This is a genomic window from Geminocystis sp. NIES-3709 (assembly GCF_001548115.1).
GTDB lineage: Bacteria > Cyanobacteriota > Cyanobacteriia > Cyanobacteriales > Cyanobacteriaceae > Geminocystis.
The window spans coordinates 2,437,883-2,462,769 of sequence record NZ_AP014821.1; the positions used below are offsets into that span (position 1 = coordinate 2,437,883).

The 24,887-nt window shown below is 37.2% G+C and carries 9 protein-coding genes; 6 read left to right on the forward strand and 3 right to left on the reverse strand.

Features of this window, described 5'->3' with window-relative positions:
• Positions 1–134 precede the first annotated feature (134 nt).
• Both GM3709_RS20465 and GM3709_RS20150 read left to right on the forward strand, forming a co-directional pair.
• Positions 135–10,976, forward strand: coding sequence for a choice-of-anchor Q domain-containing protein (locus tag GM3709_RS20465; RefSeq protein WP_066118916.1), 10,842 nt, complete (start codon positions 135–137; stop codon positions 10,974–10,976).
• A gap of 488 nt (positions 10,977–11,464) precedes the next feature.
• Positions 11,465–16,747, forward strand: coding sequence for an ExeM/NucH family extracellular endonuclease (locus GM3709_RS20150; RefSeq protein WP_066118917.1), 5,283 nt, complete (start codon positions 11,465–11,467; stop codon positions 16,745–16,747).
• A 256-nt stretch (positions 16,748–17,003) separates the two neighbouring features.
• Here the strand turns inward: GM3709_RS20150 and GM3709_RS10310 are convergent, their stop codons facing one another.
• A complete protein-coding gene (locus tag GM3709_RS10310) occupies positions 17,004–18,638 on the reverse strand; it encodes an alpha-D-glucose phosphate-specific phosphoglucomutase (RefSeq protein ID WP_066118919.1) in 1,635 nt (544 codons plus the stop codon).
• 264 nt (positions 18,639–18,902) lie between these two features.
• Here GM3709_RS10310 and GM3709_RS10315 point away from each other — a divergent pair, with 264 nt between their 5' ends.
• On the forward strand, positions 18,903–19,715 hold the full coding sequence (locus GM3709_RS10315; protein ID WP_066118921.1) for a TPM domain-containing protein: 813 nt from the start codon (positions 18,903–18,905) through the stop codon (positions 19,713–19,715).
• A gap of 165 nt (positions 19,716–19,880) precedes the next feature.
• A complete protein-coding gene (locus GM3709_RS10320; RefSeq protein WP_066118923.1) occupies positions 19,881–20,558 on the forward strand; it encodes a DsbA family protein in 678 nt (225 codons plus the stop codon).
• A gap of 175 nt (positions 20,559–20,733) precedes the next feature.
• On the opposite strand, the gene GM3709_RS10325 is transcribed toward GM3709_RS10320, so the two are convergent.
• A complete protein-coding gene (locus tag GM3709_RS10325; RefSeq protein WP_066118925.1) occupies positions 20,734–21,738 on the reverse strand; it encodes a pentapeptide repeat-containing protein in 1,005 nt (334 codons plus the stop codon).
• 413 nt (positions 21,739–22,151) lie between these two features.
• Complete coding sequence (locus GM3709_RS10330) at positions 22,152–23,051, reverse strand: DMT family transporter (RefSeq protein ID WP_066118927.1); 900 nt, start codon at positions 23,049–23,051, stop codon at positions 22,152–22,154.
• 75 nt (positions 23,052–23,126) lie between these two features.
• Here GM3709_RS10330 and GM3709_RS10335 point away from each other — a divergent pair, with 75 nt between their 5' ends.
• Positions 23,127–24,251, forward strand: coding sequence for an FAD-dependent oxidoreductase (locus tag GM3709_RS10335; protein ID WP_066118929.1), 1,125 nt, complete (start codon positions 23,127–23,129; stop codon positions 24,249–24,251).
• A gap of 105 nt (positions 24,252–24,356) precedes the next feature.
• On the forward strand, positions 24,357–24,749 hold the full coding sequence (locus GM3709_RS10340) for a hypothetical protein (RefSeq protein ID WP_066118931.1): 393 nt from the start codon (positions 24,357–24,359) through the stop codon (positions 24,747–24,749).
• The last annotated feature ends 138 nt before the right edge of the window (positions 24,750–24,887 follow it).

Consider the following 24,887-nt stretch of genomic DNA (forward strand, 5'->3'; position numbering starts at 1 on the left):
TCGAAATATCAGAGTCTCATTTGATTCCATCACATCACAAACTAAGCTCGATCGATCTCATCATTTACTGTTAATAATCTTATAATTATTAATAATCATTATCTCTATACCATTCCAATCCATTAAAAAAACCAATGAATACTAGCCTAGCAAACCTTAACACTATACAGACACAACTAAGTAATTTTGCTAATTCAGAAAGTTTTTGGAAGGATTTTGAGTTAATTTTCGGGACACAGTTTGATCGATCGATCGCCGAAAACATCAAGAATCAATGGATAAACGGTGAATTTGGTGACTTACCTGCTATCAGAGTATTAGATAGTGATATGGGTTTGATTGTGGGTGCTTATGCCCATTCTACCAACACCATTTATTTATCTCAACACTTCCTCGACACGGCTACTGCTCAACAAATTCAAGCTGTCCTCCTCGAAGAAATCGGTCATTATGTGGACAGTCTCATTAACAACGAAGACAGTGAAGGAGATGAAGGAGAAATATTTTCCGCTTTAGTCTCAGGGGTTAAGTTAAACGAGTTACAATTACAAACTCTCAAAGTCCAAAATGATCACTTTTCGATCGTTGTGGATGGGCAACCTTTACAAGTGGAAGCGGCAATCATAACAGTTACGAGTCTTGCTGATAGTGGTGCAGGTTCTTTACGGAATGCGATCGCCTCTGCTAATGCTGGAGATACTATTGTATTTCAAAATGGACTTACTGGAACTATCACTTTAACTTCTGGGGCATTAGTAGTTAATAAATCTTTGACAATTCAAGGGCTAGGAGCGAATTTATTAACCATCAGTGGAAATAATAATGACCGTGTTTTCGTGTTTCAAGGTCCGGCGGGGGCTAATACCTATAATCTGTCGGGGTTAACCATTACTGGTGGCTCAGCAGGTATTGGTGGGGGAATTTACATGGGTGATGATGACAATGATGACATCTTCAATCTCAATCAAGTCCATGTGACTGGCAATAATGCCTCCACTGGGGGGGGGTTTTACATTCGAGGGTTTGACACTCAAGGTGGAGTTACAATAAACTGGACGAATAGCACTATAAGTAATAATAACTCTGACTTTTTTGGTGGAGGAGCTCTTTACAATGTCAATGCCAATTTTTCTAATGTTACAGTTAGTGGAAATACTGCAGGTCAGATAGGGGGGATTGCTCACCATGCAGATGGTTCTGGCAGTAGCAGTTTTTTAAGCCTAACCAATACAACCATTGTAAATAATGCTGGAAGCAGTCCTCTTGGTATTGGCTTACTCAACTTTTCTCTAAATGGGGCTACTGAAGCAGTTACTCAATATAGCAACAGTATTTTCGCAGGTAATGCTACTAATAATAATATATCTAATAGTGGTGAGGGAGCTTCGATTCAATCCCTCGGCTACAACATAAGTAGTGATGGCACTGGTAACTTAACCGCTACAGGCGATCGACCAAACACAAATCCCCTAGTAGGTGCGTTACAGAATAATGGTGGCACAACTCCCACCCATGCCCTATTACCTAACTCCCCCGCCATTGGTGCAGGAAACACAACCCTTACCACCGATCAACGAGCTATTACTCGCCCTCAAGGCACGAATATCAATATGAATGATGATATTGGAGCTTTTGAGTATGTACCCCCCACTGTCAATCTTGAAACTTTTTTCTTAGCCACAGAAGCCACAGAAGCAGGTAATTTGGTGGGCATTTTTCAATTAACCCGTACTATTCCCACAGGAGGCACTGACACGGCATTACCAGTTCAATTAACCATTTCAGGGAGTGCTAGTGCTAGTGATTATAATTTCTCAGCTCAGGGAGGCACAGTTAGTGTTAATGGTAATACCCTCACGGTAACTTTTAACTCAGGTTCAAATGATGTCGATGTGAGGGTGACGGCAGTGGATGATATTCAAGCTGAAGCCGATGAAACTGTAATTTTAACTCTCAATAGTAGCGTTAATTATAATCAAGGAACGAATACCAGTGATACTGTCACCATTTTGCAAAATGATTTTGTGGTGACAAATACCAGCGACAGTGGTGAAGGCAGTCTGCGTCAAGCTATTCTCAACGCCAATGCGATCGCAGGAAGTAACATTATTACTTTTAATATTGCGGGTAGTGGTGTACGCACGATTACTCTTAATTCTGCTCTCCCTGAAATTACTGAGCAAGTTACTATTGATGGAACAACTCAACTAGGTTTTATTAATAGTCCGATTATCGAAATCAATGGTAATAATACCGTTGATAATGGTTTAAATTTGGGTGGCGGTTCTAGTAATAGTGTTATTAAAGGCTTAATTATTAATCGTTTTACCAATAGTGGCATCTTAATTAACAGTACAGGAAATAAAATACAAAGAAATTATATTGGCACTAATGCCAGTGGAACTTCAGGGGCAGGTAACTCATTTGGTATTTGGATTAATTCAGGTAATAACAACATTATTGGTAGTGATGAAGACAATACAAATGATGCCAGTGAGGGGAATTTAATTTCTGGTAATGGACAGGTAGGTGTTCTTTCATTCGTTAGTAGTACTTTTGTGAGAGGAAATTATATTGGTACTAATGTTAATGGTACATCGGCTATAGGGAATGGAATTCATGGTGTTTATATTGGTTCTTCTAACCATACCATTGGTGGATCGACAGCCACAGCTCGTAATATCATCTCTGGCAATAACTTCAGTGGAATTGCTATATTTGCAAATGTTGCATCTGATGCTAGTAACAATATTGTACAAGGTAACTATATCGGTACGAATGTAACAGGAACTTTGCCTTTAGGTAATGGTAGTGGTGGTGGAGTTCGTATCACTGGAGCAAATAATACCATTGGTGGGACTGGTGCTGGTGAAGGTAACATAATTGCCTATAATTCGGGGAATGGTGTGTTTGTGACGGACGCATTTAATGCTGACTCAAATCTTAACAATGCAGGTAATAAAATATATGGTAATAGCATTTTCAACAATACGGGCTTAGGAATTGATCTTGCCACTGTTCAAAATGGTGATCAGGTGGGTGTAACACCTAATGATTTATTAGACCCCGATACGGGTGTTAATAATCTGCAAAACTACCCATTATTGACTTTTAATAGTACGGGGCAGATAATCGGCTCTCTTAACAGTACACCAAATACAACTTTCCGTGTTGAGTTTTTTGGTAATACTACTGCTGATACCACTGGTTACGGCGAAGGACAAACTTTCCTCGGTTTTCAGAATGTCACTACCGATGATGATGGTAATGCAACTTTTACCTTTAATCAGGGTTCTGCTATCAATGTGACTGCAACGGCAACTGATCCTAGTGGCAATACTTCCGAGTTTTCTCGAATTACGGCAATGGTGGGGGTGGACGGCTCTGGTAATCTTGTTATTACCGATGTTCCCAGTACCAATAACGATCGCTTTACCTTGTCATCTAATGGCACATCTTTAATTCTGACGGACACTACTAGCAGAGCAATTACAACGGTTATCCCCAGCGCCACAGGGGATGAAACCAGTACCCTAACTATTCCTTTAAATGTTTTTACTGGGGGAATCTTCGTTAATACTCTTGGCGGAAATGACATTATAACTATTGATTTTTCTGATGAAAACCCCCTTCCCACTGGAGGACTGATCTTCAATGGCGGTAGTCAAACTGGCACCCCTGGCGATCGACTAGCTTTGACAGGAGGAAATTTTACTACTACCACCTATAGTTATTTCAACGAAAATGACGGTAAAATTAACCTAGATGGTAAACTCATCAACTACACTGGTTTAGAACCCATTACATCCACTATCAGCAGTGCAAACATAGTTTTAGATTACAGTACCTCCGCCGAAACGATAACTATAACGAATGTAAGTGACACTCAAACTAATGTGGACTCTACTTTAGGGGAAACCACCACTTTTAACAACCCTTCTAAATCCTTAACTATCAATGGCGGTGCTACTGGTAAAAATACTTTCAATCTCAACAGTATCAGCAGTGAATTTGACGCAGATTTGAATATCAATGGTAGTGGTTACACCAATGGGGATGTAGTTAATATCAATGGCGATGTTACATCTAATGACTTTTCGATCGATCTTGTCCAAAACATTAACCTTACATCAAATAAGGAAGTTACAACGATCGATCTTCCTGATGATAATGGGGATGTAACTTGGATAGTAGGACAAAGAATTAATTTAGCTTCTGGTTCGAGTATAACAACGGCAAAAGGGAATATTAACCTCACAGCAAAAGGTACAGCAACGGGTAATTATCAAGCAATTATTCTTGATGGCAGTACAATCACCTCTGATGAGGGTGCGATCGATCTCAATGGTACGGGAGGAGGTAACGGTGGCGATCAATATGGAGTGTATTTGCTCAACGGTGGTAAAATTATCTCTACCAATACCGCCACTATTAAAATAACAGGTCAAGGTTCTTTATCAGGATTGGCTGGAGGAAATGATGGTATTCGCATGGTGGGTGCAAATAGCTTAATTTCTTCAGTTAGTGGTGACATCGAGGTTACGGGTAAAGGAGGAACGGGTAGTAGTTTTAATGATGCTGTTCGCATAGCTGATGGTGCACAGGTAACAACCAAAACAGGCACAATTACCGTCAAAGGAACAACCAGTAACAATCTGACTGGAAGTGCTAATATCGGGATTCACATATATTCTCAGTCAAAAATCACCGCCACAGAAACAGGAAAAATTAGCTTAATCGGACAAACAACCAATGGTATAAATGATAATGATGGTATTCGCATTGACGGAACGAATACTCAAGTGAGTGCAAAAGATGGTTCGATCGAGATTACAGGTACAGGAGGAGGCACTGGTAATGCCAATTTAGGCTTTAGGATATTGAACGGTGCGCAAGTAATTTCGACGGGAGAAGCAACCATTAAGATTACTGGTGTTGGTAGTAAAGATGGTGTTGGCGCAAACTATGGAGTACAAGTTACTGGTGATAAAAGTGCCATTAGCTCTAAAGATGGAGATATAACTGTTAAAGGTACAGGTGGAGAAAGTGCTAGTGGTGGCAGTAATCGAGGGGTTTCCATTGAAAGCAGTGGATTAATTTCTTCTACAGGAAAAGCAAATATTACCCTCGAAGGTATAGCGGGGAATGGCACAAATGATAATGATGGTATTCGCATTGATGGAACGAATACTCAAGTGAATGCTAAAGATGGTTCGATCGAGCTTATAGGTACTGGTGGAGGCTCTGGTAATGCCAATTTAGGAATTCGGATCACGAACGGTGGGCAAGTAATTTCGACGGGAGAAGCAACCATTAAGATTACTGGTGTTGGTAGTAAAGATGGTGTAGATAGTAACTATGGTGTGCAAGTTATTGGCTCAAATAGTTCCATTACTTCTGTTGATGGAAATATAACTGTCAAAGGTACTGGCAAAAGTAATGGTGGTGGGGGTAGTAATCGAGGGATTTCCATTCAAAGCAGTGGGTTAATTTCTTCCACAGGAAAGGCAAATATTACCCTAGAAGGTATAGCAGGGAATGGTACAAGTTCCAATTACGGTGTCAATGTTAATAATAGCCAAGTTACTTCTGCTACAGGTTCGATCGAGGTGACAGGTACAGGTAACGGTACAGGTGGTGAAAACTATGGAGTTTATGTAAATAATGGTGGGAAAATAATTTCCAGCGATACCGCTACCATTAAGATAATGGGACAAGGTTCTTTATCAAGTACTACCAGTAGTGGCAATGATGGAACTCGTGTGGAAGGAGAAAATACCTTAATTTCCTCTCTTAGTAGCGACATTGAAATTTTAGGTAAGGGAGGAAAAGGTAGTGGCTCTAATCGTGGTATCTTGTTAACAGGAAAAGGAGAGATTACGACTAAAACAGGCACAATTAACGTCACGGGTATAAGCGATAGTCAGGGAGACAATAATTATGGTATTGCCATCGTTTCAGGAAGCAAAATCACCGCCACAGAAACAGCAAAAATTACCTTAATCGGACAAGCAATTAATAACACGAGTACTGATAATAATGATGGTATTCGCATTGAGAATACAAATACTCAAGTGAGTGCTAAAGATGGTTCGATCGAGCTTACAGGTAGGGGGGGAGGCTCTGGTAATGCAAATTTAGGAATTCGGATCACGAACGGTGGGCAAGTAATTTCTACGGGAAAAGCCACTATTAATGTAAGAGGATTCGGCAGTGAAGATGGAGTTGGTACTAACTATGGAGTGCAAGTTAATGGTGGAAGTAGTGCTATTACCTCTAAAGATGGTGACATAACTGTAGAAGGTACTGGAAAAGGTAGTGGTGGTAATAATCGAGGAGTTTCGATCGAAGGTGCTGGGGTAATTTCTTCCACAGGAACTGATGTGAGTGCCGCAACGATAACCATTACAGGTAAAGGTTCAGCAGATGCAAACGGTAATTCTAATGATGGGGTACGCATTGACGGAACAAATAGTCAAATTTCTTCTGTAGCAGGAGCGATCAATATTACAGGTACTGCGGGTAAGGGTTCTCAACAAAATCGAGGCGTATTAATTAATAGTAACGGTTTAATTACTTCAAAAACAGGCAATATCTCAGTTAATGGTACAGGTGGCAATACAGGTATTAGTAACTATGGTGTATGGTTAACATCGGGAGGAAGTATTACCTCCACAGGAACAGGAGGGGATGCTTCCCAAATCAATATCACAGGCAACGGATCAACTACCGCCACAGGTAACATTGATAATGATGGAGTACGCATTGATGGAACAAATAGCAAAATTTCTTCTGTAGCAGGGTCGATCGACATTAAAGGTACAGCAGGAAATGGTACAAATGGTAATCGTGGGGTAGTAGTATTTAATAATGGAGTAGTTACTTCGGAAACGGGAAATATCACTGTCAATGGCACGGGAAGTGGCACAGGAAATGAAAACTATGGTGTCTATGTCATTGGTAGTGGCACGAATGGCGGCATAATTTCTTCCACAGGGACAGGAGCCAATGCCGCCAAGATTAATATTACTGGTCAAGGTTCTTTAAATTCTACGGGAAGTGGTAATCAAGGTATTCGTTTAGAAGGAACCAATAGCCAAATTTCCTCCATTGCTGGAGCGATTAACCTTATGGGCACAGGAGGAGGTAGTACTAATGACAATTATGGCGTTTTAATTTTTAACAATAGCGGAGTCAATACGGTTAATGGGAACGTTTCTATCACAGGCATAGCGAGTGGAACTACCAATGAAAACTACGGCGTTTATCTCCTGGGGGCAGGAAAGGTTTCATCGACGGGAACTGGCACAATTAGCATTACAGGTCAAGGCTCTAACTCTGCCACGGGTAATAACAATGATGGGATTCGCCTCAATAATAGTACAGTTCAATCCAATGATGGCAATATTCTCCTTACTGGTACGGGAGGAGGTACTGGAACAACCCAACTAGGGGTAAGAATCATTAGTGGTGCAAAAATTGAATCTACTGGCAATGCCACTATTAATGTAACAGGATTCGGTAGTAAAAATGGAGTTGGTACTAATTATGGAGTACAAGTTAATAGTGCTAGTAGTGCGATTACCTCTAAGGATGGGAATATAACTATTAATGGAACGGGAATGGGTACAGGCGGTAATAATCGTGGGGTTTCTGTCGAAAATGGTGGAGTAATTTCTTCCACTGGAGAAGCAACTATTACCGTTATCGGGCAAGGCTCAATCAATCCCCTTTCTACGGGGGGAAATCGTGGAGTTCGTGTGGACAATGGGGGGCGAATTACTTCAGAGAAGGGAGCAATCTTCATCAGTGGAAAAGCAGGTGCTACAGGAGAATCTACTGGCGCGACTTTCAATTATGGTGTTCAAGTTATTTTTTCGGGAGTAATTTCTTCAACGGGAATGGGAAATGATGCCGCCACCATCACGATCGAGGGAGATGGTGGTTCTATTTCTAACAAGGCGAGTCAAAATGCAGGGGTGGATGTTGAACAAGGAGGCAAAATTACCTCTATCGATGGGGCGATTAAGATAACTGGTGTCGGTGGTTCTGGACAAAATACAAACCATGGTGTTTTATTATTAACCAATGGTACAATCTCTTCTACAGGAATCGGAAAGTATGCCTCTAGTATTACAATCATAGGAAACGGATCAACCACAGCTAGTGGTAATACTAATAACGGAGTTGTTGTTGATAATAGCCAAATAGCATCTATTGATGGTGACATAAGTATAACGGGAACTGGGGGGAGTGGTACACAGTCTAATTATGGTATTCGTATATCTAATTCAAGTCAAATATCTGCCAGTAGCATTAGTAATATAAGCCTCACGGGTGAAGGAGGAGATGGCACTTCTAGTGATGGTATTCGCCTTGACAACTCAAAAATAGAAAGTAACAGCGGTAATATTATCTTAAACGCCATAGCCAACAATTCTAGTACGGGAATTAACGTAATATCAGGAAGTTCTATTGTCAGTACCACTGGCGATATTATCCTCAAAGCAGATACCTTTAACCTTGCAGGTGGTGCAAATAGCATTTCTAGTAGTGGTGAATTATTAATCATTCAAGAAACCGATAATACATCGATCGGACTTGGAGATAGTAGTAACGGCACATTAAATCTCACCGCATCAGAAATAGCTAGTTTTAAAGACGGATTTAGTAAAATTACCATCGGTAATAATAAGAGTGGATCGATCGATATTCAAAACGCTACTTTTACAGATAACCTAACTCTCATTAGTGGTAGTAATATCATTGCCAATGGCTTAACCGTAACAAATGCAGATGCAACTATTCTCAGTGAAGGTGTTATTTCCGAAGGCACTGGTACAACTGATGCACACATTAGCGCTAATAACGTTATCTTAAGCGGGACAGTCAAACCCGGTGGCGTAACCAATACTTTTGGGATCCTCAACATTAATGGTAATCTGAGTTTTATCAACGATAGTATTGCCGACATTCTCAGTTTAGAAATTGATGATGATATTACAGATTTCGATCGAGTTCAGGTAAATGGTACAGTCAATATTAATGGCGTTACTTTAAACTTTGACAATAGCGGTATTAATAGTAGTACTATTACCAGTAATGAAATTATTATTATCAATAATGATGGGAGTGATCCCATTGTCGGCGCGTTTAGTAATTATACGGATGGTAGCTTAGTCACCATTAATGATTTAACCTATCTTCTCAATTATCAAGGAGGAGACGGTAATGATGTGAGTTTGAACTTAGCCGAATCGAACATTACCATTGACGCAAATAATAACTTAGTCATCACCGATATATTATTAACCAATACAAACGATCGATGGACAATCTCCTTTGACGGCTCGGATATTATTGTTACCGATACTAACGGCAATTTAATCACCACTAATATTGCAGGGGCAACAGGGAATTATACCAGTGAAATCAGGATTCCCTTAACCAGTTTTACGGGTAATTTGCCCAGTGGCATTATTACCAATACCGTTGGAGGCAATAATATTGTCACCCTAGATGATTTTACTTCCTCTTTTGGTGGGGATTTGAACATTAAAGGAGATGGTTACAGCAACGATAACACCATCACGATCGAGACTAACCCTAATTCTAATCACTTTTCGATCGATCTGGTTAAAAATATTAACCTTAAATCTGCTATTACCAGTAACGGTGATATTAATTGGATAGTTGGGGAAAGCATCAGTTTTATCACCAATGCCAGTGTAACTACTACAACTGGAGATGTTAGTTTAAGAGGAAAACAGATTAATCTTTCAAGCAATACATCTGTCTCTAGTACCAGTGGTAATATTACTTTAACTGCATCAGGAGTCGGTATTAATCTCTTAGAAAATACATCTATCAACAGTACAACAGGAGAAATTAGTCTGTTAGGTAATACCATCCACCTAGATAACAATAGCAGTATTAGTACTGAGGACAATGTTTACATTAACTCAGATCAAGATATAGATGATAATATCACTGGTGTTGGCACAACAGTCGAGATTACAACGAACACCCTACATCTTAACGATACTATTCAATTTAGTTACAATACCACCGAAAGTCGTTTTGACACGATTAATTTAACAGGTGCAGTAAATTTAAACGGTTCCACCTTAGATTTAAACTTGAGTAATTATACTCCTATTATTGGTAGTATTTATACTCTGATTGACAATGATGATGTTGATCTGATCACAGGAAACTTTGATGGATTATCAGAAGGAGATATAGTTGCAACTATTGGTTCAGCAGATATTATGATTACTTATCAGGGAAATGCTGATAATCCCCTCTCTGAAAATATCGGCAATGGGAATGATATACAACTATATATTACTTCTAATGCACCTTTATCGATTCGAGGTACAGGATTACCTGACACCATTGTAGGTGGTTTAGGTGAAAATATTATCGATAGTGGGGGTGGTAATGATTCCATCGTGGGAAGTATTTTTGCTGATACTCTGACGGGAGGAAGTGGTAATGATACCCTAAGAAGTGGTAATGGAAATGATCGACTTGATGGGGGAAGTGATAACGATAGTCTCTTAGGGGGTAATGGTTACGACACAATTTTAGGTGGTGGTGGTAATGATACCCTTATCGGTGGCATGGGTAATGATACCTTAACAGGAGGTAGTGGTCAAGATTTCTTCCGTTTTAACTCTCCCACAGAAGGAATAGACAGAATAACAGATTTTAATGTAGTTTATGATTCGATCGAGATTAGTGCCAGTGGTTTTGGCGGAGGATTAACAGGAGGTTTGGCTTTAACAGCCTCTCAATTCCGTAGCGGTGCGGGAGTAACAACAGCTAATAATGCTTCACAACGATTTATGTATAATTCCACTACGGGGGCATTATTCTTCGATGATGATGGTAATGGTGTTAATTCTGCGATGCAAATTGCCCAACTCAATGCTCGATTATCTTTAGCTCATAACGATTTTATCGTAATTTAAACCTCAAGTTTGGTAAGACGAAAAAATATTCTGTCATTGCGATAAAACAAAGCAATCTCTAAAATCTCCATCGAACTTGTCATGACGAGAAAACAAAGCAATCTCTATCATCGATCAATGATCGAACTGACATTAAGTACTGGTGCAAAATAGATTATGGATTTTAATATTAATAAAAATTGTCTCAATGCCCTATTGTCCATTGCCTATTCTCCCTCATCACCTAAATATACAATTAATTTTGCTCACTTACTTATAAAAAAAATCAATATTTTCGTATCATAAATCACATCTGAACCTTGAGTCATTGTCATAGAAGAAGATAATATTATATAAAATTTTTAGGTAGGTAGGATTTACTCAATAAACAATAACCCTTTCAAGATTTTTGTCATGATTAAAATTACTTTTAGTTTTATGGTAAGAGTAGTTTTTAGAGAAAATTGATCAATAAAGTTCACAGAATATAAATAATTACAGAAATTTTTATGGCTAAAATCATCATTAATGAATTTTATCGTGGTGGTAATCTCACAACCACCGATGAATTTATCGAGTTGTTATTGCTCGAAGACTTAACCGCCACTCAATTAGAAACTTTTTTTGTGGGAGACTCCACAGGTACTAAAGCTAGTAAGTTCTCCGCTTATGAATTTACCAACATGAGTTCGATCGCCACTACCTTCAAGGCTGGAACAATTATTGTGGTAGGTGGCACGGGAAGAATTACTCAAGATACATCCTATGATCCTACCAATAACGATTGGAATATTGCCCTTAATGCAGGAGGTTCATTTCTTCCTAATGCCAACTCTGGAAATAGTGGAGATATTGCCGGAGATGATATTGTTTGGGTTGATACTTCTAATACGGGTAGCACTATTTCCGTTGATGGCTTTGCTGTAGATATTGGCACTGCTACAGGAACGTTTTTTAATGCAGTTAATGTGGATTTTGGAAGTAGCACAAACAATACAGGTTACGCTTTAAACTCAAACTCATCAGACATAACAAATATCGCCAACTGGACAACGGGTATAGCTTCCGCATCAACTACTCCTGGATCGCCTAATGGTGGTACAAATACAACATTTATTGATGGTTTGCGTAATCCTGCACCCAGTGCTGAGGTAATTATTAACGAAACGGGAGGAAGCACTAACGTCACAGAGGTAGGGGCTACAGATAGTTATACTATTGTTCTTTCTGATCAACCCACCTCCAATGTAAGTATAAATATCAATAGTGGTAGTCAGTTAACTACAATTTCAAATGTACTAACTTTTACTCCTCAAAATTGGAATATTGCACAATTAGTAACGGTGACGGCAGTAGATGATGCAGTGGTAGAAGGCAATCATAGTGGCACGATTCAACATTCTGTTACCAGTAGTGATTCTCGTTATAACGGACTGTCCATTAATCCAATTAACGTCAGTATCACAGACAATGATTCTGCTATCGCCAAAATTCATGAAGTTCAAGGTAGTGGTAGCGATAGCCCTTTAGTAGGACAAACTGTCACGATCGAAGGGGTGGTTATTGCTGACTTTCAGTTAAATAATCAATTACGAGGGTTTTTTATTCAAGAAGAAAATGCCGATCGAGATCTCAATTCAGCCACTTCTGAGGGGATTTTTGTCTTTACGGGAAACACTCCACCTTTAGACGTGCAAGAAGGACAAATTATTAGGTTAACAGGTACTGTCAGTGAGTTTTTTAACATGACTCAAATAACTGCCACTACGGCAGGAGGTATCACTCTGGTTAATGCTGGTAATAACCTCAGTTTAGTAACCCCTGAGATAATTGATCTCCCCGTTGTGGGTGATGTTAATAGCTTTTATGAACAGTATGAAGGAATGCTGATCACCTATGCCAATAAAATGTATGTATCAGAATACTTTGAAATGGCTAGGTATGGTCAAATCGTCCTCACGGCGGATGGTCGTCCTTATCAATACACCCATACCGATAACACCCCCACCAGTGCGGAATATAACGCTTTCTTAGATGATTTAGCCCGTAAACGGATTATCCTCGACGATGATGATAACACCCAAAATTCACCCCTCAGCGATGGTGTCGGTAAAATATTTTATCCTCAACCCAACGGTTTAAGCACTGGCACTCAAGGAACTAATTATTTTCGTGGTGGTGACACCGTTAGTAACTTAACGGGTGTATTGCATTGGTCTTTTGCCGGTCAATCAGGTACAGATGCTTGGAGAATGCGCCCTACTCAAGCCAATCCTATTACCTTTACCCCAGAAAATCCTCGCCCTGCTAATCCTCCTAGTGTGGGGGGTAACATCAAAGTTGCTAGTTTTAACGTCCTCAATTATTTTAATACGATTGATACCGTAGGCGGAAACGGTTCGCCCCGGGGTGCTGATAGTGTGGATGAATTTAATAGACAAAACGAAAAACTCATCTCCGCTTTAATTGGTTTAGATGCGGATGTCATCGGTTTAATGGAAATCGAAAATAACGGTGATGCCACCACTCCAGCCGTTAAGGAATTAGTAGATCGACTTAATGCCCAATTGGGATCAAGTGTCTATCGTTATATCAATACAGGATTAGTTGGCACGGATCAAATTACCGTTGCTTTTATTTATAAAATATCTGTGGTGACAGCTAAAGGCAATGTAGCCATTCTTGATAATACAGCTTTTACCGATCCCAACAACACTGGACAACAAAGAAACCGCCCTGCGATCGCCCAAACCTTTGAAGTCATTGACAACAATAATGATGACTTTGGTGAAGCCTTTAATGTAGTGGTAAATCATCTTAAATCAAAAGGTGCGGATGGTGCTACTGGTGCAGATTTAGATCAGGGAAATGGACAAGGTGCATTCAACGACACTCGTACCAAAGCCTCTAATTACTTAGTTAATACATGGATACCATCTGATCCCACAGGGCAAGGGGATGATGATTTTTTAATTATTGGTGACTTAAACGCCTATAAAGGAGAAACCCCCATTACAACGATCAAGAATGCAGGTTATACCGATTTAGTTGAATCCTACAACGGTAATGATACTTATGGCTACGTCTTTGACGGGCAACTAGGCTATTTAGATTATGCCTTAAGTAATGGTTCAATGACATCCCAAGTAACAGGGGTAGCCGAATGGCACATTAACGCTGATGAAATATCGCTATTTGACTATAACAACACCGTTGATGATGGTGCAGGAGAGGCATCTTTTGAAGCGAAACCTAATGGCAATAATCTTTATGAGGCTAATGCTTTTCGTACCTCCGATCATGATCCTGTTATCATCGGCTTAAATCTTGCTCCCCCTCCTAATATTCAGATTACCGAATTTATTTATAGTGGTGCTAATGGTGAATTTATCGAATTTACTAACTTGGGTACAATTGCCGTTGACATGACGGGATGGAGTTTTGATGATGATAGTCGCACCTCTGGCTCATTCTCTCTCACTAGCTTTGGTACTGTACAAGCTGGAGAATCGATAATTCTCACAGAAAGTGATGCTAATACCTTTCGTACGGCTTGGGGATTAGATGCAAGTGTTAAAGTTATTGGTAATTTAACTCAAAATTTAGGACGCAATGATGAGATTAATCTCTATGATAATAACGGTACTTTAATTGATCGACTTACCTACGGAGATCAAACTTTTACTGGTACAGTGCGCACTCAAAATGCTAGTGCGTGGGCTTTTGAGGAATTTTTAGATTCTCAAACAATAACAAATAATTGGGTGCTTTCTGCTGTTAATGACGCTCAAAGTTCCTATGCCTCAACAGGAGGAGATATAGGCAACCCCGGTGGTTATCTTCCCGTGCTTCCTCCAGCCCCTACCATCGAAGTAGATACAGCAACTACCAATAACTTTTTAGATGGTGGTGTCTTGAATTTACTACCCATTAGCGGTTCGGGAGCAATTAGCGGTGTAATCAACGATCCTACCGATCCAGCCCTTGTTTACGGTATCGATTTTACGATCGATGATCCAGATACTGCGGTTGGGGGTTTAACTGTGACGGTAAGTAGTAGTAATCAAAGCGTTGTCTCGAATAGTAATTTAAACTTAACAGGTAGTGGTGCTAATCGTAATTTAAAAATAACTCCCAATGGTGTCGGTTTAACGACTATTACCTTAACCGTCAGTGACGGCACAAATAACGGTACTTATATCATCAACTATGGTGCTTCTGTTAGTTCACTAAATCCTACCACTACTCGCTTTTTAACGGGCATTTCTGACGCATCTAGTGCCATTGCCATTGATAATGATTATATGTTCGTTGCCAATGATGAGGATCAAACTATTCGCTTGTTCGATCGAAATAACTCAGGTTTACCCGTTAATGCCTTCGATTTTACCTCCTCTTTGGGGTTAAGTGGTAACAGTGAGGTGGATATTGAAGCCTCTACTCAATTGGGTAATATCATATACTGGATGGGTTCTCATAGTAATAATAGTGAAGGACTCGATCGACCGAACCGAGAAAGAATTTTTGCTACTCAAATTAACGGCACAGGAGCGAATACAACCTTAACTTTTCAGGGTTATTATCAATTCCTTGAAGATGACATGATTGCATGGGATAATAATAACGGTCATGGTTTAGGTGCTGGATTCTTAGGTTTAGCTAACAGTGCCTCGGCTGGTGTCATTCCAGAGTCTTCAGCTTTAGATGGTTTTAACATCGAGGGTTTAACCTTTGCCCCTGATAATACTACCGCTTACGTCAGTTTCCGTGCGCCCAATCTTCCTACCACTAATCGCAATCAAGCCTTAATTGTACCGGTTACTAACTTTACCAGTCTTTTAGGTGCTAGTACTGGCTCGACAACCTTTGGCACACCCATTTTTCTTGATCTGGGAGGGCGTGGTATTCGTAGTATCGAACGCAATAGTAACAATGAATATCTTATTGTAGCAGGTCCTGCGGATGGTGCAACGGGTACTGCGCCTAAAGATTTTCGTCTTTACACATGGACAGGAAACCCCAGTGATGCCCCCGTAATTCGATCGAGCAATTTAACAGGTTTAATGACTGATGGTAGTTTTGAGTCGATCGTCACTGTTCCTAATAATCTTAATAGTACATCCCAGATAGAATTATTAGTCGATAATGGCGACACTATTTGGTATAACAACGGGGTGATTTCTAAAGATTTAGCACAAGATAATCTGCAAAAATTCCGCCGTGAAATTATTACCCTTGGGGGTGTGCCTTTGAATAATCTTAAAGGTACTGGTAGAAATGATACCCTCATAGGAGAGTCCGCCCAAAATATTATCATTGGTGGCGGTGGAAATGATTTTCTTATGGGTAACAGTATTCAAGATACCCTAGATGGTGGTAGTGGCAATGATACTCTTATCGGTGGTAATGGTAATGACATCATTTTAGCCGGTAGTGGTAATGATATTCTTGTTGGTGGTATGGGAAATGATACCTTAACAGGGGGTAGTGGTCAAGATTTCTTCCGTTTTAACTCTCCCACAGAAGAAATAGACAGAATAACAGATTTTAATGTAGTTTATGATTCGATCGAACTCAGTAGTAGTGGTTTTGGTTTATCCATGGGTGCATTAAATTCAACTCAATTTTTCATAGGTGCAACTGCGAGTACTATCAATAATCGTTTAATTTACGATCGAAATACTGGCAATTTGTTCTTTGATGATGACGGGAATGGTGGTAATGCACAAGTGCAGATAGGAACTTTAAATCCTCGATTGGCTTTGACACATCAAGATTTTATCGTCATCTGAGAATCCTAAATTATCTGGGAAAATGGGAAGATTTCCATAGAATCTATTTGTTATCTTCCCTTATAGTTATTTAACTTTACTTTGAAACAAATATATAAAATTTGTAAAGTGGGCAATACCTATCATTAAGCACTTTGAGCAGCCTATAAATAATTGTAAACTGTCTCATTCTTAAGTTAAACAACTATAACTATTAATTTAAGTTTTTAAAAGTGTCTCAAAGTTAATTGAAATAAATGTACTTATTACTTGGTTACTAGGTAATAACCGTTGGTATGTCTCGATTTGTGAATTTCTTAATTTGGGCGATTTCTTGGGCAATTTTGATTAACTCTCCTAATGCCTCTTGAGTATCTAAGTCTTGTTTTGTTACGTCAGGCTCATAGCTTTCGAGATATACTCTTAAAGTAGCACCTTTTGTTCCTGTTCCTGAAAGACGAAAGATAATTCTTGAGCCGTCGGTGAAAACGATGCGAGTACCTTGGTTTGTAGTAATACTATCATCCACAGGATCAGTGTAGCTAAAGTCATCTACATAGTCAACGGTATAGTTACCAAATTGTTTGCCTTTTAATGTCTCAAATTGATTTTTCACATGGTTAACTAACTCGTTAGCGCCTTCGGTAGCTACTTCTTCGTAATCATGACGAGAGTAAAAATTACGTCCGTATTCTTTCCAGTGCGATCGAACTATATCTTCGACAGACTCTCCTCTTACTGCTACGATATTTAACCAAAAAAGTACTGCCCAAAGTCCATCTTTTTCTCTGATATGATTAGAACTGGTACCGAAACTTTCCTCACCACAAATAGTTGCTTTATCGGCATCTAAAAGGTTGCCAAAAAATTTCCATCCGGTGGGAGTTTCATAACAGTTAATGCCTAATTTCTCTGCCACTCGATCGACTGCACCACTGGTAGGCATCGATCGAGCTACACCTGTTAAACCCTCTTTGTATCCCTTCACTAAATGAGCATTGGCAGTGATAACGGCTAAACTATCGCTAGGATTGACGAAGAAATTACGTCCTAAAATCATATTACGATCGCCATCTCCATCCGAAGCCGCTCCAAAATCTGGTGCATTATCTCCAAACAAAACATCAACTAAACTCTTAGCATATACTAGATTAGGATCAGGATGACCTCCCCCAAAATCTTCTAAAGGTACACCATTAATCACCGTGCCATTTTTTGCCCCCAACTTATCCTCAAATATAGCTTTTGCATAAGGGCCGGTAACAGCGTGTAAAGAGTCCATACACATGGAAAAATCGCCCTTAGAGAGCAGATTATGCAATAAATCAAAGTCAAATAAAGACTCCATTAACTCGATATAAGGTTGTACAGAATCGATAACTTCTATATCCATCGTACCCAATTTAAAAGATCCCACATGATCTAAATTGATGTCCGCAGACTCTAATATTTGATACTGGGTAATAGTTTTTGTTTGTGCAAAAATCGCTTCTGTTACCTTTTCTGGAGCGGGGCCACCATTGCTAATATTATATTTAATCCCAAAATCTCCATTGATACCCCCCGGATTATGAGAAGCGGAGAGAATAATTCCTCCATAGGCTTGGTTTTTACGAATGAGACAAGAAGCGGCAGGAGTGGATAAAATCCCATTTAAACCAACTAATACCCTACCAACACCATTGGCGGCGGCCATTTTCAGGATAGTTTGAATTGCCTGACGATTATAATAACGACCATCTCCCCCAAGCGCAAGAGTTTGTCCTGTTAAATCTTCCAGACTGTTAAAAATAGATTGAATAAAGTTTTCTAAATAATGAGGTTGTTGAAAAACTGTTACTGCTTTGCGTAATCCAGATGTACCCGGTTTTTGATCATTAAAAGGTTTCGTTGTTACCGTAATAATACTCATTTTAGACAGTTAAATTACTAAATTTTATTTTTCTGCCCTTAATGTACTAGAAAATATCCCCGAAAATAAACTTACTCTCCATATTTTATCGCACAAAGCAAAAGGCAAAATTTAAAAGATAAATTAATATCACCGTTTATCTTAATCATGTCTAATTTTCAGTCACCGCTACGATCGGATTGGGATCATTTTAGTTAAAATAATGGTTAACATTTGTAACAAACATTAAAAAAACGTTATTTTAAAAAGTATTATCACCAAATTATGAAAAAAAACCCTTTAGTAAGTAAAGTTGTCACCGTCTTCATTGTCGGTTTAATCTCTATTTCCACATGGTTATTTACTCCTTCGACTCCAGCCCATGCGGTTAATAATCCTGAACTATTACCGGCAGAAGTGACTCCAGTGGTTGATTTAGCCAACTATTTACCAGATTTACAAGAACAATCTTTAATTGAGCAAATCGAAAATTTTGAACAACAAACCGGCTGGAAATTACGGGTTTTAACTCAGTACGATCGATCTCCCGGAAGGGCTGTGATTAAGTTTTGGGATTTAGATGATCAAAGTATTCTCTTAGTAGCTGATGGAAGAGGAGGCAACTTACTTGCTTTTAGTGTTGGTGATGATGTTTATGATTTATTACCCCGAACTTTTTGGATTGAGCTACAAACTAGATTTGGTAATATGTATTATGTAAGAGACAATGGTGAAAATAACTCGATCGTAGAAGCACTAACCACCGTTAAGGGTTGTTTAGCCGATGGTGGTTGTTTAGTTGTACCCGGATTACCTCAAGAACAATGGATATTAACTTTAATTACATCCGTAGTAGGTGGGATTATTTTTGGTTTAGCGGCATTACCTCGTAAACCCGGACAAGTTTTTGCGTGGCAGTGGGTATTAATTATTTCTCCTTTGTGGGGGATTCTGTTTTTTGCCTTTGGAATGGGACCTGTGGTAACTCGTACTTCTGAATGGTTGCCTTTATTCCGCAATGTTATGGGTTTTGTTTTAGGGGCTTTAGTTGCTTATTTTTCTCCTTTAATAAATTCACAAACTCCCTCAGAAACCTAGATTGGGAAAAATGTCACCTTAAAAAATTATCTGATTTAGGTATTAGGTGTAGAAAAAAGAAGATAATAAGTAATAAAGTTATAAGTTTTTCTTATTTACATTAATTAATGTAACTGAAATTGATTTTACTTTAATTATTCATTGTCAATAAATTATTGAAATAAAATGACACCTATCCGTATTTTTTATTTTTCTGATGTTCTCTGTATTTGGGCTTATATTGCCCAGATTCGTCTTAATGAGTTAAAAACAACCTTTGAAGATCAGATTGTGATTGAATCCCATTTTGTTCCTATCTTTGGTTTTGCTAAGGAAAATTTAGAAAATCGATGGCGAGATAAAGGAGGATTGGAAGGATACAGTAATCATGTTCAAGAAGTAGCTAAAAAATTCAATCATATTTCTGTACATCCTGATATTTGGACTAAATTTACTCCTGTTTCTTCTACATCTTGTCATTTATTTCTTAGGGCAATTCAATTACTAGAAACAAAAGGTTTAGTAAATCCATCACAACAAGTATTTGAAAAAGCAATCTGGGCATTTCGAGATGCATTTTTTACCAAATTAGCAAATATTTCCGATCGTCAAGTACAATTCCAAATAGCAGAAGAACTAGGACTTTCGATCGCATCTATTCAAGCTCAAATTGACAGTGGTGAAGCATATGCTCAATTATCGAAGAATTTTGATTTAGTAAAAGAGCATATAGTTACAGTTAGCCCTACTCTCATTTTTAATGAAGGACGACAACGATTAAACGGCAATGTAGGTTATAGAATTATGGAAGCTAATATTCGTGAGTTGCTCAAAAATCCATCAAGAGAAGAATCCTGGTGTTAATGATTTGACAACTCCTATCTCCAAACTCTGGCAAGGTTTCAACAATGGGCAATGAACAATGTACAATTGAAGGAAGATAATTGAATTGTCAAAGGTCAAACTCTTATTTTTTTCCCCTTAAAAAAGGAAGGTTTTAAACCGTGAATGGATCAATTATCAATTAGTAATTTAAAACCTAAAGACAAATTTTGCCATCGGGCATTGTTACCCCATCTAAAATAACCTCAGACAAATCTACCCCCGATAAATCTGCCTCTCTGAGACTCGCACCTGTTAAATTCGTGTTTTTTAAAATTGCACCATTAAGACAAGCTCCCCATAAGTAAGCCCCTTGTAAGTTAGCATCTGTCAAATCTGCTCCTGTTAGATTAGCCATATTGAGATTAGCAAAACTTAAATCTGCGGCTCTTAAATCCGTCTCACTTAAGTTACTTTTCATCAAGTTAGCCTTAACAATATGAGCGCCTCTCATCTGCCCTTGGTATAAATTGACATTGTTTAAATTAGCTTTATCTAAGACACTACGACGTAACATTGCATGATCTAAATTACTTCCCGCAAAATTCGTATCATATAATTTCGCACCACTCATCTTTGTTTCTGTTAAATCCATGCCACTAAAGTTCAAACCATGTAAATCTAAACCATTTAAAAATGCACCTTTTAGTTTTATACCGTATAAAGTTGCACCTCGTAAATTTGCACCACTCAATCTGGCATGGTTTAAGTTTGTCCAGTTTAAATTCGCACCCTGTAAATTTGCACCTCTTAAGTTGATACCATCTAAATTAGCTCCACAAAGATTTACTCCGGGTAAATTAGCCATGTAGAGATTAACCCAAGTTAATACTGCACCACTCAAAGTTGCACCTTGCAAATCTACTTTATGTAACTGGGCTCCATGTAAATCTGCTTTCGTCAAATCTGCTTCTATTAATAATGCTTCTTTTAACTTTACAAAACTTAAATTTGCTCCATATAAAAATGCTCCTCTTAAATCCGATTCTAGGAGAAAACAACGCTCTAAATCTGACCATGCTAAATGTGCTTCAACTAATTTAGAACGGGACAAATTTGAGTAACTTAATTTCATTCCACTTAAGTTACTTTTACTAAGATTTATCTCTCGAAAATCTCGATCGCCGTCTTTATATCTTCTCAATACATCATTGATCAGCATGAGTTTTTCTCCTAATAATAACCGTTTAAACTCTCAAAATATTAAATATATTGGTTATTAACTAAATATAAAAAATTAAAAGTCTTTGATGGAAATTATATACTAATTAGACTTAATTTTTCCCAAATATAAACTAATTAATAATAAAATTATTTAAACTTTATCTTTATTAATAAAAATATACATTCTAAGACTATATAATAGATATAGCAATCTTATCTCTATTTTAAAATTTTGTTAAGTAAAAATATATAAATTAGAAATAAATACACTTTCATAATTATTAATTATTATTTTAAAAATTACAAATCATGTACGATCGCAATACTAAATAGACTAATTTATGTAGTAATAAAATAATTAATTAATATAATAAATGGAGTGACAACCCTTAAAGTTTTTCAGAATTTCGATTATTGCTTTGATGATAATTCAGAGATACCAACACCAATTAATAATAAAAATGCACCACAAATAACGATTGGAGGAGGTATTTCTCGAAAAAGCCACCAAGCTAAAATACTAGAAATAAGTGGTTCAAGCAAAATAATTAATGAGACAGTAGTAGGAGAAAGATGTTTTAAAGACCAGTTTAAGCTAGTATGCCCTATTATTTGGGCAATAATTGCCATTAAAATTAGATAGCCATAAATAGACAGGGGATAACCTGTATAACTCCCCCCAAAAATCAACGGTAAAGGAAATAAACATAATGCGGCGGTTAAATAGGCAATTCCGACATATTGAGTGATGGTTAAACCTTTTTGTTGTGCTGATGTACCTAACAATAAATAACCACTGGCAAACCAACTTCCCATTAAGGCTAAAATTGCACCCCAGAAAGGATTTTCGCCTATATTATCATTACCACTGGTAAAGGCAATTAAAACACTACCAGTAATCGCAATACTTATGCCAATGATAGTTTTTTGTTGAATTTTTTTGCCCCAACACCACCAAGATAGTAATGCTACCCATAGAGGATTTGTGGTAACAAGACTGACGGAAGCCGCAACAGATGTTAAAGATAAGGATGTTATCCATGTTGCAAAGTGAAAAGCAAGACATATTCCAGCACCAATACTATAATAAATTCCTTTATTGTTATTTTCGATTTTTGTAAAATTTTTATAAGTGGGGATTAAAATTATAGTACTAATAATTAATCGACTAGCGGCGATAAATAAGCTAAAATCGATGGTAACAAATTCGATTTCTTGTTGACATAATCTTACAAAAATGGCAGCAGAAGACACGGCTACTATACCGATCGAGACTATGATTTTAATTTGCCAAAATAAAGGTATTTTCAAAAATAAATAGACTATTTTATCAGGTTTTATAACATTTTATATCATAACAAAAAAATATGATTTTTAGTTTATTTTATGGTTAATTTAGTGTTAGTAGGTGGTGGTCATAGTAATGCGATCGTGCTTAAATTATGGAGTAAAAAGAAAGTATCAGGAGTAAAATTAACGTTAATTAGTAATGCTCAAAATACTCCTTATTCGGGAATGTTACCCGGATATATTGCAGGATGTTATAATTATGAAGAAAGTCATATTAATTTAGTAAAATTAGCAGAAATAGCGGGGATAGAATTAGTTATAGATGAGGTAATTAATATCGATGCTGATAAAAAGATAGTTAGTTGTAAATCTGGTCAAAAATTTAGTTTTGATATTATATCTTTAGATATTGGTAGCATTCCTAAAAATAGTCAAATTGAAGGGGCTAATTTATATACTATTCCAATTAAACCTGTACCTTTATTTCTAACAAAATGGGCAGAAATTGTTAATTTAGCACAGAGTAATCCTGATAATAAAATAAGTATAAGTATCATTGGAGGAGGAGCTGGTGGAGTAGAATTAGCTTTAAATATTCATCAAAAATTAAATTCTATTTTATCTTTACAAAAAATTAATATTAATTTACTTCACAAAGGCGATCGAATTGTAGAAAATCATCCTATATCTGTTAGTAATAAATTAACAAAAAATCTTGACAATAGAAATATTAACCTTTATCTTAATACTGTAGTTACATCAGTAGAAAATCAAGACATAATTTTAGATTCTAATATCAAAATTTTCTCAGACTATATATTTTTAGTAACCCAACCCTCTGCTCCATTATGGTTACAAAATACTTCGATCGAAACTGATAAAGATGGTTTTATTTTAGTAAATAATAGTCTTCAAAGTGTTAATTATCCTTATATTTTTGCCAGTGGAGATATTGCTAATATAGTTAATTATTCTTGTCCTAAAGCTGGAGTTTTTGCAGTAAAACAAGGAATACCTTTATATAAAAATCTATGTAACTTTTTGACAAATCAACCACTAAAATTATATTATCCTCAACAACACTATTTAAACATTATTGGTACGGGAAATAAAAATGCAGTGGCAAGTTGGGGTAAGATCTCGATCGAATCTCCTATAATATGGTACTGGAAAAAATATCTTGATTATAATTTCATGAAACAATTTACTTATTTTCCATAAAAACAAGAAATGAAGTAGAGTTTTAAAATAGTAACAACAAAAAGTTAATAAATTTAATTTAATACTTATTTCAATAAATATATTCACAAAAAAATCAAAATTATTATGATTAAAAATATACTTTTAATGGGCTTACTAAGTTTTAATTTAGGATTAAATATACCAGTTTTCGCAATGGATGAAAAGATAGAAAAATTATCTCCTACTCTCAATAAAGAAGAAGGTTGGAGCATTTGGCATCCTTGGATTTATTTTCCCTTCGATAAAATTCAAGTAGGAATTTCTAATATGGATTTAGGAGGAATGTTAGACTTTGAATATAGCTGTTTTGGTTCAGTGGGAGAAGAAAATAACAAGATAAAACAAGAAACTTATTGGTATCGGATTAGTGAAAAAGTAGAAAAAATTGATCAAGAAAAGTATGTTCAAATAGAAGTAGGTTGTTGGCTAAATAATAATTTTAAATCAACTATTATTTTAACGGGAATCAAAAATTGATAATAACTGAAGAATCTCTAAAAAATTAGATCATTAATTAATTCTTATTTTTTCTGTTAAGAGTAAAGTGATTTACACAATCGATTTAAGGTTGCAATAAATTGCCTAATGTAGATCATAATGAGAAAATGAGAATAT